The 12256-nt window shown below is 49.1% G+C and carries 13 protein-coding genes; 6 read left to right on the forward strand and 7 right to left on the reverse strand.

The window, feature by feature from the left end; genetic code table 11:
• Positions 1-98: 98 nt before the first annotated feature.
• The 3 genes from GWC95_RS07280 (at position 99) to GWC95_RS07290 (ending at position 2476) form a co-directional block, all read left to right on the forward strand.
• A complete protein-coding gene (locus tag GWC95_RS07280; protein WP_161818028.1) occupies positions 99-953 on the forward strand; it encodes an N-acetylglucosamine kinase in 855 nt (284 codons plus the stop codon).
• A complete protein-coding gene (gene murQ, locus GWC95_RS07285) occupies positions 953-1774 on the forward strand; it encodes an N-acetylmuramic acid 6-phosphate etherase (RefSeq protein WP_161818029.1) in 822 nt (273 codons plus the stop codon). Before GWC95_RS07280 ends, murQ begins: the two co-directional genes overlap by 1 nt.
• A gap of 138 nt (positions 1775-1912) precedes the next feature.
• The gene (locus tag GWC95_RS07290; RefSeq protein ID WP_161818030.1) at positions 1913-2476 is read left to right on the forward strand and encodes a hypothetical protein; all 564 of its coding nucleotides are present in this window, start codon (positions 1913-1915) and stop codon (positions 2474-2476) included.
• A 38-nt stretch (positions 2477-2514) separates the two neighbouring features.
• Here the strand turns inward: GWC95_RS07290 and GWC95_RS07295 are convergent, their stop codons facing one another.
• The gene (locus tag GWC95_RS07295; protein WP_161818031.1) at positions 2515-3093 is read right to left on the reverse strand and encodes a TMEM175 family protein; all 579 of its coding nucleotides are present in this window, start codon (positions 3091-3093) and stop codon (positions 2515-2517) included.
• A gap of 115 nt (positions 3094-3208) precedes the next feature.
• Here GWC95_RS07295 and GWC95_RS07300 point away from each other — a divergent pair, with 115 nt between their 5' ends.
• A complete protein-coding gene (locus tag GWC95_RS07300; RefSeq protein ID WP_161818032.1) occupies positions 3209-3367 on the forward strand; it encodes a hypothetical protein in 159 nt (52 codons plus the stop codon).
• Between the two features lie 147 nt (positions 3368-3514).
• Here GWC95_RS07300 and GWC95_RS07305 read toward each other — a convergent pair whose 3' ends face one another.
• The 4 genes from GWC95_RS07305 to GWC95_RS07320 form a co-directional block, all read right to left on the reverse strand.
• Positions 3515-5803: a tetratricopeptide repeat protein gene (locus tag GWC95_RS07305; protein ID WP_161818033.1), complete on the reverse strand. Its 2289-nt coding sequence runs from the start codon at positions 5801-5803 to the stop codon at positions 3515-3517.
• Between the two features lie 133 nt (positions 5804-5936).
• A complete protein-coding gene (locus tag GWC95_RS07310) occupies positions 5937-6740 on the reverse strand; it encodes a hypothetical protein (protein WP_161818034.1) in 804 nt (267 codons plus the stop codon).
• Positions 6741-6836: 96 nt separating this feature from the next.
• On the reverse strand, positions 6837-8510 hold the full coding sequence (gene hutU / locus GWC95_RS07315; protein WP_161818035.1) for a urocanate hydratase: 1674 nt from the start codon (positions 8508-8510) through the stop codon (positions 6837-6839).
• 97 nt (positions 8511-8607) lie between these two features.
• Entirely contained in the window at positions 8608-8919 is a 312-nt protein-coding gene (locus GWC95_RS07320) for a hypothetical protein (protein ID WP_161818036.1), read from the reverse strand.
• Positions 8920-9153: 234 nt separating this feature from the next.
• On the opposite strand from GWC95_RS07320, the gene GWC95_RS07325 reads away from it, so the two are divergent.
• Positions 9154-9897, forward strand: a complete 744-nt coding sequence (locus GWC95_RS07325) for an electron transfer flavoprotein subunit beta/FixA family protein (RefSeq protein WP_161818037.1) — start codon at positions 9154-9156, stop codon at positions 9895-9897.
• A gap of 119 nt (positions 9898-10016) precedes the next feature.
• Entirely contained in the window at positions 10017-10982 is a 966-nt protein-coding gene (locus tag GWC95_RS07330; RefSeq protein ID WP_161818038.1) for an electron transfer flavoprotein subunit alpha/FixB family protein, read from the forward strand.
• Between the two features lie 128 nt (positions 10983-11110).
• On the opposite strand, the gene GWC95_RS07335 is transcribed toward GWC95_RS07330, so the two are convergent.
• Positions 11111-11446 carry a cupin domain-containing protein gene (locus GWC95_RS07335; RefSeq protein ID WP_161818039.1) on the reverse strand — a complete coding sequence of 112 codons (336 nt, stop codon included), beginning with the start codon at positions 11444-11446 and terminating at the stop codon, positions 11111-11113.
• Positions 11447-11584: 138 nt separating this feature from the next.
• On the reverse strand, positions 11585-12121 hold the full coding sequence (locus GWC95_RS07340) for a YceI family protein (protein WP_161818040.1): 537 nt from the start codon (positions 12119-12121) through the stop codon (positions 11585-11587).
• Positions 12122-12256: the final 135 nt, after the last annotated feature.

The following is a 12256-nucleotide window of genomic DNA, read 5'->3' on the forward strand; positions in this document are numbered from 1 at the left end:
AGGCAAAGCAGGGGCAAAAATGCATGATTTTGCGGGTTTCGGTTGTGAGTTTGTACCTTGTGCCTGGTATCTTAGACTTGTATTCTTAAATTGAAGCCATGGCAGTTACTTTGATCGCAGACAGCGGCGCCACCAAATGCGAGTGGAGGCTGGTTCAGAATGGGAAGAACAGGACCATAAGCACGATGGGCATCAGTCCGTATTTTTTAACGGGTGAGCAGATCACCGCGCTGTTGCAGAAAGAGATCCTGCCAAAACTGAAGAATGTGACGGTTACCGATATTCATTTTTACGGAACCGGTTTGAACAATGCCGGTAATGTGGCCATCGTAAAAAAAGTATTCAAAACCCTTTTCCCGAAAGCAAAAACAGAGATCCAGACAGACCTGCTCGGCGCAGCCAGGGCGCTTTGCGGCAGATCGAAGGGCGTGGCCTGTATTTTGGGCACGGGTTCGAACTCCTGTTATTACGATGGAAAGAAGATCGTGAAAAACAGCCCCGGGCTGGGATATGTACTGGGCGATGAGGGCAGTGGCGCTTACCTGGGCAAAAAAGTGGTACAATACTATTTATACAACACATTCGACGAAGAACTGAAGACCCGTTTCGAAAAACGTTTCGAAACGAGTTACCTCGAGATCCTCGACCGGGTTTACAAGCAGCCGCTTGCCAACCGCTACCTCGCATCGTTTGCGATCTTCCTGGCAGAGAACCGTGGGCATTATATGATCGAGAACATCATCGAGGACGGGCTGAACGATTTCTTCTTCACCCACCTTTACAAATACCGCGAAAGCTGGACGATGCCGATCCATTTCATTGGCAGCATCGCCTATGGATTCAGGGATGTATTGAAAGATCTCTGCGAAACCTATGAGCTCGAACTGGGAAAAGTGATCAAAGCCCCTATGCAGGGATTATTAGCATACCACACACAAGTAAAAAAACCTTAATGGCACAGTTTATCAAAGTAACGGAGCAGTCGTCGAACTACAGGCACCTCGAGAAAATGTCGATACTCGAATTATTACAGAACATGAACAACGAAGACCGCACCGTACCCGATGCGGTTGGCAAAGCGATACCACAGATCGAAAAACTGGTAGCTGCCATCACAGATAAAATGTTATCCGGCGGCCGTTTGTTTTACATCGGCGCGGGCACAAGCGGAAGACTGGGTATTGTGGACGCGAGCGAGTGCCCACCCTCTTTTGGCGTTCCTTACGGGCTGGTGATCGGTCTCATCGCCGGTGGCGAAAAAGCGATCACGCAGGCGGTGGAATTTGCAGAAGACAGCACCGACAAAGGATGGTCTGACCTGCAGAAACATTTCATCAGCGATAAGGATGTTGTTGTAGGATTGGCCGCAAGCGGAACAACTCCATACGTGATCAGCGCATTGAAAGAGTGCCGCAAACACGGCATCATCACGGGAAGCATCAGTTGCAACCCGAGCTCCCCTGTTTCCGCCGAAGCAGATTTCCCGGTAGAGGTTGTAGTGGGCCCTGAATTCATTACCGGCAGTACACGCATGAAAAGCGGCACGGCACAGAAATTGGTGTTGAATATGATATCGAGTTCCGTAATGATACAGCTTGGCCGGGTAGAAGACAATAAAATGGTGAACATGCAGCTCAGCAATGTAAAGCTGGTTGACCGCGGCGTAAAAATGGTGATGGAAGGTTTATCGCTCACCGATTACGAAAAAGCAAAGGATCTGTTGCTGAAACATGGCAGTGTGAAGAAAGCCGTAGAGGCGGCGAACGCTTCATAGCCGGTATAAAATACTTAACAAACCAAAGCTGCGAGCTGTGAGCTGCGGGAGATGGGCCATCAGCCCGGAGCCCACTGTTCATGGCTCGTAGCCATTTAAAAAAACGTGGCCCAGTACCCAAACCGGCGCCAAACGATTATGCACGAAATAGAACCTTTTTACAACTGGCGCCATATTTACGTGTCTGAAGAAGACAAGCACTCTCCCTTTTTTGGAAGGACCTATAGTGAATTTGAATTTTCACAAACCGTGTACAACTATTACATCCACCCGCAATGGGATGATTTCGGGAGCCGCACGCTGTACATGAAAATCATTTATGCCGATTACGAACTCAACTTCGCCGTGATTGAACTGATCGGGGAATGGAACGATGCGATAGAGAACGATATCATGGAAATGAAACGCGAGGTGATGGACATTCTATACAACGAAGGCATCTACAAATACATCCTGATTGCGGAGAACGTTCTTAATTTTCACAGCAGCGACAAAGAATATTACCAGGAATGGTACGACGAAGTAAGCGAACAGAATGGCTGGATCGTAGCCCTTAACATGCCCGAGGCCACCCAGCAGGATTTCAAAAAGAAAAAACTGAATTACTACATCGAACTTACCGATCTGCCCGAATGGCGCGTTTACAAACCCTACCATCTTTTCAGGAAAATTGACGATGCGTTGATGAAGCGGCTCGATTGAGTTCCGCTTCCCCGAAAAACATTTGAACGTATTTGAGGTCATCCCTGTTCTATCGTCCGCTCAATTCGCCTGTCCGGGATCAGCCAGATAATGGCCACTACAGCGTACAACGCGAGGCTGATCCAGGTATGCAGGAACGCGGCCGCAATGCCCACCGCATAAATGGCTGTCGAGATCTTTCCTTTCAGATCGCTCCCCAAAGCTTTTGCAAGCGTGGATCCTTTACCATTCGCTTTCAACAGGCACAAAACGAGGATGTAATACGAAATGCTGTTCATGAACAGGATCACGCCGTACACCACCACGGGCCATTTGGTAAAATGGTTCTCCCCCATCCACCCGGAGGCAAAAGGCATCAGCGATAACCAGAATAAAAGATGGTTGTTGGCCCACATGGCGCCGCCACTGATCTTTTGCGCGGCATGCATGAGGTGGTGGTGGTTGTTCCAGTAAATACCGATGTATACAAAACTCAATACATAACTCATAAAAACCGGGCCGATCTTCACCAGTTCTTCCATAGAATCGTCGTGCGGCACTTTCATTTCCAGTACCATAATGGTGATGATGATCGCGAGAACACCATCGCTGAACGCTTCGAGTCTTCCTTTTCCCATGCTGCAGATATTTGGTAAAAAAACAGGGCGGCCGAATTACTGCCCGCCGCCGCTTGAAAATACACAATTTCAACTTACCTTAACAGTCGATTTATAACACGCTAAATTTTTTGTTATGTCATTACCAGTAAACAATAAAAACAACGGCAAAGCCGGCAAGGGCCCGAAAGGTATGATGGGCGGCCAGGGCTCCAAGTTCATTGCAAAACCGGGAACGAAAGCATCCGGCCCTTCTAAAAAACCCATCAAGACGGGCGGATCGAGAGGAAGCTGATTGAACAGTGCACACCGCACCGCAACCTGTAAAGATAAAGTTCAGGAACCCGCGATCGATGAATCATTAAACATCGGCCGCGTTTCCTGAACTTTTTGTTTTACCAGACATGGTATTGCATTCCCTATTCAACGTATTTATTCGCCATCACGCTTCCGGCATTTCGATCATAAAACTGCTTCCTGCATTTTCATTCCGTTTTACCTGCAGGCTTCCCTTCATCAGCGCGGCGAAGGTTTTGCAAAGCATGAGCCCCAGCCCTGTTCCTGTTTCCCCCTGGGTTCCTTTCTTTGTATCGATGGCATGGAGGTATTCTCTGTCGTTGATCGCATTCATTTTCTCCTGCGGCATTCCTGTTCCGCTGTCTGTGATCGTCGTGGAAACACGCCCGTAGCCGGTAATGCTTTCCACCTGTATAAAACCATCCGGGGGCGTAAACTTGATCGCATTGCTCAACAGGTTGCGTATGATGAGAGAAAACATGTTGCGGTCGGCGCAAACATTGGTATCATCCTTCGTATGATTAACGATCCGTATGTTCTTGTGCGCTGCCTGCTGCTGGAGCAATGCGATGGTCTGGTCAACCGATTCTTTTACGGCAATCGACTCCGTTACGGGCGTAAAACCTTTCATCTGGCTCGAGGCCCAGTTCAGCAGGTTTTCCATCAGCACCGATGTGTGCGAGAGCTGGTTCTTCAGCTCCCCTGCATACAATTGCAATTTTTTCTGCGAAATGGCGCCATCTTCCAGGATATCAATGAACGATATAAGCGTGTTAACCGGCGTACGCATATCATGGCTAACCACGCTGAAGATCCTGTCTTTTACATGACCGAGTTCTTCCAGCTCCGCTTTTTGTTTGCCGATGATGCGGTTGAGGCGTTTTGTTTTTTGCTGGTTGTAATACACCAGGAACGCGATCAATAAAATAGAAGCCACTGCAATGCCCAGGTACAATTTTACTTTCTTGTCGAAACTGATCTGCAACTGCTGCTGCGCGATCTGTTTATCGCTTGCTTCTTTTGAAAGTTTCGCCTCGAGTTTGTTCCGTTCCAGCGCTTCTTCCTGCATTTCTTTTTCTCGTTGCAGCTTCGCCTGTTGCTGCAGGTAGGTCAACCGTTGCAGGTCCTTTTCTTTGCTGATCAGCTGAAGCTGCTGCCTGTTCAATGCGAGGGCCTGCTCCTGTTGTTTACCCAGCAATTGCTGGCGCTCCAGCCGCTGGGTGGTAAGCGCCTGCTCAAACCGGATGGAATCTTCGCGTTTGCCAAATTCGTACTGCAGTTCGCGGCGGTTGATCTCTTTTGTTTTTTCGAGGTTGAAAACGCTGTCCCTGTAACGGATGTGCTCTTTGAACGACGCAAGCGAGGCCACAGCATCGCCCGATAACAATTCTATTTCTGATCTTGTGTCGTATGCAAAATTCAACCCGTTGAGGTCATTGATTTCCTTGCGGAGCGCAATGGTGCGGTTTGCATTCTGCAATGCTTTTGCGAGCAGGCCATCGCGTGCAGACAATGCGCCCTTGAAAGGCGAAGGCAAAGAATCTTTCGCCACAAGAACATAGGCTTCGGCGATGGTTAAACTATTCTGTGCGATCTGTAGTTTATTGCCGATTGCCTCGGAGATGCGCAATGCGTTCTCATAGTATTCTACGGCTTTGGCGTAATCGCGCCGCGACTGGTAAATACGGCCCATCGCCTGCAAATTACTTGCTGAGCCGTCTTTATTGCCCATCTCCTCGTACAGCGCCTGCGAGCGGCCGATGTATTGAAGCGCTTTCTCGAACTTGTTCTGGTAAAGGTAAACGTACCCCGCATTTCCTGAATTGATCGCAATCCCCCGCTTAGTTCCCAATTCTTCATAGATACGCAATGCGCGCTCGTAATTTTCGATGGCCTTGTCATAGTCTTTCAGAAACGAATAAATATTACCGAGCGTGCTCAGGTTCCCTGCAATGCCGCCTTTCAGCCCGAGTTTTTCGTTGATCTTCAGAGAACGCAGGGAATACTCCTGTGATTTGGGATAGAGGCCCTGGTAAAAATAATTACTGGCAATGCTTCCGTATGCCGAAGCCAGCAATTTATCGTCTTTCAATGCTTCCGCTATTACAATGCTTTTTGAATGATATTCGATGGCCTGCGTGTAATCGCCTTTGATGCGGAGGTTGTTGCCGCCAACACTGTATGCATTGAAGAGCCCGTTGTTGTATTTTATTTTCTGCGAAAGCGCGATGGCAAGGTTGGAATAACGGAGCCCTTCCGTGGGATTGGTGGCCGGATAATCACCGGCAATGGCAAGCAGGGTTTGTACGCGTAAAGTGTCTATGCTGATGGCAGGCAAAGCGGCGATCATTGAATCGATACGCGCCTGTCCTTTTTTCTGGGCGGAAACGGATAAACAAAGCAGTAACAAAAAAGCGCAGCTAATTCTTCTCATTGCAGTTACATCAAAGACAGGACGTATTGGCGCCGGACCTTTGAAACGGGTTAAAAAATAAAAAGGTTAAAAAGGTATGGTAATCTACAACTTTTTAACCTTTTAATTCTTAACCAGTTACATTAAAGTAAACTCAATTGTATTCGTAGGTTCTCTCCACCCCATCGCTGCTCTTCACTTTCCAGGGATAACCCTCGGCAGTATATTGATAAGTGATCGTTGTTGTTGTAACCGGTGGGTTGCCGGGTACATTGTTGAAATTGGTATACACCTCCCTGGTAAGGTTGTTCCTGTTTGTCGTAAATGGCGGCAGGAAGGCAAATTGCGGGGGAACTTTCCCGTTGTCGTATTCAAAATTATACCGCATCGAAAGAACGGGTGCGCCGTTTGCATAACTGAAAAACTCGTTTACGGAAACATTGCCATTGCCATCGTATTGATAAGTGTTTTTTGAAGCCGGCTGCCCGGCAGGTAAGAAAACGGTTGCTGCAACGATCCTTTTTGCGGCGTCAAAATCGAAGAGCGTGTAACTGGTTTGCCGGGGCGTTCCATTTGTCTTCACAAAATATTTGGCGGCGGATACGAGTCCGTTTTGATATTCATAATCCACGTAGCCGGAATCCATCGCTTCTGTGTTCCAGCTGTTGCTGATATTCATCAGGGATACCGTTCTCACCATCCTTCCGTCGGTATCGTAATAAAACACCTGCTCTGAACTTCTTACTGTCGGCGTCATGTAGGAAGTGTGTTTGAACAAAAGGCCGTTGGAATAATAGGTGAATTCTTCAGACAGTACGCCGCTGATGGTTATGCGTCTTAGTTTTTTACCGGCAAAAAAAACGGTGTCCTCGCCCTCAGCCGGCGCCATTTCGCTTTTCCTACAGGAAACCATCGAAAACAGCATAGCCAGGAAGCATACAAGGCAGGTCCTTTTCATATTGAGCAATTTTGGTTTTGATGTAAATGTGTACGGTTCCGCAAGCACAGGTACAAGACTACAAACGATGCTGTGCCACTTTGCCGTACTTCTTTTTTACACCTTCAACCGCTCCTGTATCGACAGCCCGTTTTTTCGCAGGGTATCCAGTGCAATATCGTACCCGGCATCTGCGTGACGGATCACGCCCATACCCGGATCATTCCTTAACACACGGGAAAGCCTTTTCGCTGCATCATCAGTTCCATCGGCCACTATTACCATTCCTGCGTGAATGCTGTAGCCCATACCAACCCCGCCCCCATGGTGCAGGCTTACCCAACTGGCGCCGCCGGCGGTATTTACCAGGGCATTCAGAACGGGCCAGTCGGCAACAGCGTCCGAACCATCCAGCATGGATTCTGTTTCGCGGTTCGGAGATGCTACCGACCCTGTATCGAGATGGTCGCGCCCGATAACGATGGGCGCTTTCACTTTTCCTGTTCTGACGAGTTCGTTAAAAGCGAGGCCCGCTTTTTCCCTTTCGCCCTGGCCCAGCCAGCAGATCCGCGCCGGCAATCCCTGGAACGCGATCTTTTCTTTTGCCATCTTCATCCAGCGTTGCAGGCTCTTGTTTTCGGGGAAGAGTTCCGTGATCACTTTATCCGTAACCGCGATATCGGCCGGGTCGCCGCTCAATGCCGCCCAACGGAACGGGCCCTTGCCCTCGCAGAACAGCGGGCGTATGTAAGCCGGTACAAAGCCCGGGAAATCGAATGCATTTTTCAGTCCATGCTCCTGCGCGCGCGCGCGGAGGTTATTGCCGTAATCGAAAGTAATGGCGCCCCGTTTCTGCAGTTCCAGCATCAGTTCAACATGCAGTTTCATGCTGTCGTAGCTGAGCGCAATGTATTGCTGCGGATCTTTTTCGCGCAGCGCATTCGCTTCTTCATTCAACAAGGTATGCGGCACATAACCGATCAAGGGGTCGTGCGCAGAAGTCTGGTCGGTAAGCACATCCACCTGTATGTTCCTATCGATCAGCCGTTGCAGAAGATGGACCGCATTGCACAGAACGCCGATGCTGATGGTTTCCTTGTTTGCGCGTGCCTCTACTGCGCGGTCGATCGCTTCGTCGATACCCGTATATTTTACATCGAGGTATTTTGTCTCGAGCCTTTTATCGATCCTCCACTCCTCCACTTCCGCGATCAGCGAAACGCCATCGCACATGGTAACAGCAAGCGGCTGCGCACCGCCCATACCGCCAAGACCCGCCGTTACGCTCAATGTTCCTTTCAGCGATCCGTTGAAATGTTTATCGGCAAGCGCCGCAAATGTTTCATAGGTTCCCTGCACAATTCCCTGGGAGCCGATGTAGATCCATGATCCGGCGGTCATTTGTCCGTACATCATCAATCCCTTTTTCTCAAGCTCCGTAAAATGCTCCCACGTGGCCCATTTGGGAACGAGTTGGGAATTGGATAACAATACCCGCGGCGCATCCTTGTGTGTGGTGAGAATGCCAACGGGTTTGCCGCTCTGGATCAGCAGGGTCTCGTCTTCTTCAATGTCTTTCAGCGCCTTGATGATGAGATCGAGGCTCTCAAAGTTCCTCGCCGCTTTTCCCCGCCCGCCATACACGATCAGGTCGTCCGGCCGCTCCGCCACTTCGGGATCAAGGTTGTTGAGCAGCATGCGAAGCGCTGCCTCCTGCACCCATCCTTTACAGTTGAGAACGGAACCGGTTGGCGTTTTATAAACTACGGGATCGTATTTGCGGGGCGTCATGGCAATCGTTTTTGTTGAAGGATAAAAGTCGTAAAAATAAATAAAGCGGTTAAATGGTTAGCGGGTCAAATCAATTCAACCCATTCCCCGGGGCTCATCAATACACCAGGTCCTCGTACGCTGCCATCAATTCATTATAGGAGTGGTTATCGCCCGCTGTTTTTGCAGCGGCCATTCCTTTTTCGTACCATTCGATCGCGAGCGTGGTTTCCTGGAGTTTTTCGAGGAGCTTGGCGAGGTGATAATAGGAGCCGATATAATCCGGTGATGCGGCCAGGATCGCCTCAAACAATACCCGCGCCTCGGTATCGCGCCCGGCCTTGATGTATTCCAGGGCCAATGCATGGCGAAGAAAATTATCGTTCGGATTATCGGCCAGGAATTCGTTGATCTTTTCAATACGGTCCATGAAACAAAGATAACACACTGCATGCTGATAGTGAACAGGCCCCGGAAGAGTTGGCGCGATATTATTGCATCGATCACCATTCCATACCACAAAAAGCTAACACCAATCGCCCGCCAGCACCAGCCGATCACTAACAAACAAATAATCACACCAAAACTTTGCCGCTCCCGAATTCTTCCTACATTTGCTAATAGTTGTTTATGCAACCATTAAACCGTTCTAAATATTTGCTCTATGAAAATCTTAGTGTGCGTCAGTAAAACGCCCGATACCACTTCGAAAATTGCGTTTACAGATGGCAATACAAAATTTGATGAGACCGGTGTTCAATGGATCATCAATCCTTACGACGAATGGTACTCGCTTGTGCGCGCCATCGAGTTGAAAGAAAAAGATGCATCGGCGGTGATCCACCTCGTTACGGTAGGCGGCGCTGATTGCGATCCCGTGATCCGCAAAGCGCTTGCATTGGGCGGCGATGAGGCCATCCGTGTGAATACAGAGAACAGCGACAGCTACTACATTGCGGCACAAATAGCCGAAGTGGCAAAGAAAGGTGCATACGATATCATTTTCACCGGCAAGGAAACGATCGATTACAATGGCTCATCCATCGGCGGTATGGTTGCCGAACTGGTTGATGCGCCGTATGTTTCGCTTGCAACAAAATTTGACCTCAACGGTACAACGGCAACCATCACCCGCGAGATCGAGGGTGGCGAAGAAACCTGCGAAGTAAGCCTGCCGGTGGTGGTAAGCTGCCAGAAAGGTGTGGCAGAACAACGCATCCCCAATATGCGCGGCATCATGGCGGCCCGTACCAAACCATTGCAGGTTGTTGAGCCCGCAGCCACAGACGCTTTAACCAGCATCGTGAGCTACGAATTGCCACCTGCAAAAGCCGGGGTAAAACTCATCAGCCCGGATAATGTTGCCGAGCTTGTAAGGTTATTGCACGAAGAAGCAAAGGTTATATAAGAACAGGGATCATGGGCCCGGCTCCGGTAGTACCATCGGCTGTTGTTGCGTCGCACACTTCAACGCCCGGTTCTACAGGCAACAGAAAATAAATTTACCAATACCAAAATTTCAGCATCATGTCAGTTCTCATATTCATCGATCAAACAGAAGGACACATCAAGAAAGCCTCGTACGAAGTACTGACCTACGGCGCTAAACTTGCCGAACAGATGGGCACCACCGCGGAAGCATTGCTTCTCGGGACCGTGAACGACGACCTCGCCGCCCTCGGGAAATACGGTGTGAAGAAAGTTCACCAGGTAGCCAACGAAACCCTCAACCATGTAGACGCGCAACTCTACGCCAAAGTAATTGCCGAAGCCGTTGCCGCAACAGGCGCAAACGTTGTGGTGTTCTCACACAACCAGACAGGCAAAGCGGTTTCCGCAAGAGTGGCCGCGCGTTTGAAAGCGGGCATCGTTGCAGGCGCATCTGCATTGCCCGACACGTCAAACGGTTTCGTGGTGCGCAAAACGGTTTTCTCAGGTAAAGCATTCGCAAACGTGAGCATCAACACCGCGGTAAAAGTTATTTCCCTCAACCCCAACAGTTACCAGACCATAGCAGGCGATGGCACGGCCGAAGTGGTGGCATTGAATGTTGCAGTGGATGCATCAAAAATAAAGATCACACATGTAGATAAGGTGAGCGGCGAAGTTCCGCTTACAGAAGCAGACATAGTGGTGAGCGGTGGCCGCGGACTCAAAGGCCCCGAGAACTGGGGCGTGCTCCTCGACCTGGCAAAAGAATTACATGCGGCAACGGCTTGCAGTCGCCCCGTGGGCGATGCACATTGGCGGCCGCACCACGAGCACGTAGGACAAACCGGTGTGCAGGTTGCACCCAACTTATACATCGCCCTTGGCATCTCCGGCGCCATTCAGCACCTGGCGGGTGTGAACAGGAGTAAGGTGATCGTAGTGATCAACAAAGACCCTGAAGCACCTTTCTTCAAAGCAGCAGACTACGGAATTGTAGGCGACCTCTTTGAAGTAGTGCCAAAATTGACGGAAGAGATTCACAAGATGAAGACGGGCCAGTAATAGTGAATAGAAAATAAAGCCCCCCAAAAAAACAAACAGCGATGCCGATCGGTATCGCTGTTTGTTTTCAGGCTTGCCTGTCTTTCCGTTTAAAAAATCAATTGCATTGATGATATTATCCCGCATCATCACGACTGCGACAATGCCCTGTAGTCTTCTCTCACCGGTGTAAAAACATCCAGCAACTTGCAATCAGTGATCGCCAGTCCTGAGTGTCGCACATTGGACGGGATCACGATTACCGTTCCCGGCCCAAAGCGGATGGGTTCGCCTGCTACGGTAAGTTCAAACTCACCCTCTATCACCTGCGCAACCTGTTCGTGCGGGTGCGAATGTTCGGGTAAAGCGGCGCCGGCTTTCACATCAAGAAAAGAAAAGGTCATCCCTTCTGTATGAACAAAACGTGCGGAGTAACCGGCAATGATCTCTTTGGGTTGAATGGAGGATAATTCGATGGTTGGCATGGATGAAGATTTAGACCGAAGAAACAGTAAAAAATTAGAAATTAGGAATTAGGAATTTATTATTAGGGCATTGTTTCAACAAAAACGCCGCAATACAGGCTGCGGCGTTTAAAAAAGTTGTGACTGTTTGGTTGTTTGTTATTTGTTGGCAAACAGGTGCACGGCGATGTCGATGCCGTTTTTGATGCCTACGGCACTCAGATCGAGGCTGAAGTTTGCTTCGGCAAACAATTTACCGTCTTTCAGTCCGCGGATCTTGGCAAGAAATGAAACGGGAACAGTTGCACCCTTCACAACCATGTTACCGCTGATGTTCGCCGTGTTGTCTGAAACATAATTCACGCCTGTGATGGTGTAAGAAGCTTCACCAAATTTGGCAACATCAAAATAAGAAGCGGATTTCAGGTGCCCTTCAAGACGGTCGCCTGCTTCATCCAATACTTTTACAGTAGCCATATCGAAAGTGAAGGAACCGCCGGTGATCTTGCCGTTGTCGACAGTCACTGTTCCGCTCTTTACAGCAACCGAACCCGGGTGGTAATGATCGGCAGCAGAACCGCTCCAGTTGATCTTGCTTTTGGTTGCATCTACGGTTAATGTATCAGCAAAATAGGTAAAAGAGAAAAGGCCCGCAGACGCCAGGAGCATCGAAGCCGCAAAAATGATTTTTTTCATAAAGGTTTTGTTTTACACAGTTAAATATAAGGCTTTCGGCAAAAATATAAATATTTAATGTTGCAACAATAATAAATCGCCACGGATTTCACAGAAGGACACAGATAAAGTCGGGAGTCATGGATTTGTCTTAAC

The organism is Sediminibacterium roseum (assembly GCF_009939005.1).
Classification (GTDB): domain Bacteria; phylum Bacteroidota; class Bacteroidia; order Chitinophagales; family Chitinophagaceae; genus Sediminibacterium; species Sediminibacterium roseum.

Excerpts from the sequence above, each read along its gene's own strand:
- GWC95_RS07280 (WP_161818028.1), top strand. The coding sequence starts at position 99 with ATGGCAGTTACTTTGATCGCAGACAGCGGCGCCACCAAATGCGAGTGG.
- murQ (WP_161818029.1), top strand. The coding sequence starts at position 953 with ATGGCACAGTTTATCAAAGTAACGGAGCAGTCGTCGAACTACAGGCAC.
- GWC95_RS07290 (WP_161818030.1), top strand. The coding sequence starts at position 1,913 with ATGCACGAAATAGAACCTTTTTACAACTGGCGCCATATTTACGTGTCT.
- GWC95_RS07295 (WP_161818031.1), bottom strand. The coding sequence starts at position 3,093 with ATGGGAAAAGGAAGACTCGAAGCGTTCAGCGATGGTGTTCTCGCGATC.
- GWC95_RS07300 (WP_161818032.1), top strand. The coding sequence starts at position 3,209 with ATGTCATTACCAGTAAACAATAAAAACAACGGCAAAGCCGGCAAGGGC.
- GWC95_RS07305 (WP_161818033.1), bottom strand. The coding sequence starts at position 5,803 with ATGAGAAGAATTAGCTGCGCTTTTTTGTTACTGCTTTGTTTATCCGTT.
- GWC95_RS07310 (WP_161818034.1), bottom strand. The coding sequence starts at position 6,740 with ATGAAAAGGACCTGCCTTGTATGCTTCCTGGCTATGCTGTTTTCGATG.
- hutU (WP_161818035.1), bottom strand. The coding sequence starts at position 8,510 with ATGACGCCCCGCAAATACGATCCCGTAGTTTATAAAACGCCAACCGGT.
- GWC95_RS07320 (WP_161818036.1), bottom strand. The coding sequence starts at position 8,919 with ATGGACCGTATTGAAAAGATCAACGAATTCCTGGCCGATAATCCGAAC.
- GWC95_RS07325 (WP_161818037.1), top strand. The coding sequence starts at position 9,154 with ATGAAAATCTTAGTGTGCGTCAGTAAAACGCCCGATACCACTTCGAAA.
- GWC95_RS07330 (WP_161818038.1), top strand. The coding sequence starts at position 10,017 with ATGTCAGTTCTCATATTCATCGATCAAACAGAAGGACACATCAAGAAA.
- GWC95_RS07335 (WP_161818039.1), bottom strand. The coding sequence starts at position 11,446 with ATGCCAACCATCGAATTATCCTCCATTCAACCCAAAGAGATCATTGCC.
- GWC95_RS07340 (WP_161818040.1), bottom strand. The coding sequence starts at position 12,121 with ATGAAAAAAATCATTTTTGCGGCTTCGATGCTCCTGGCGTCTGCGGGC.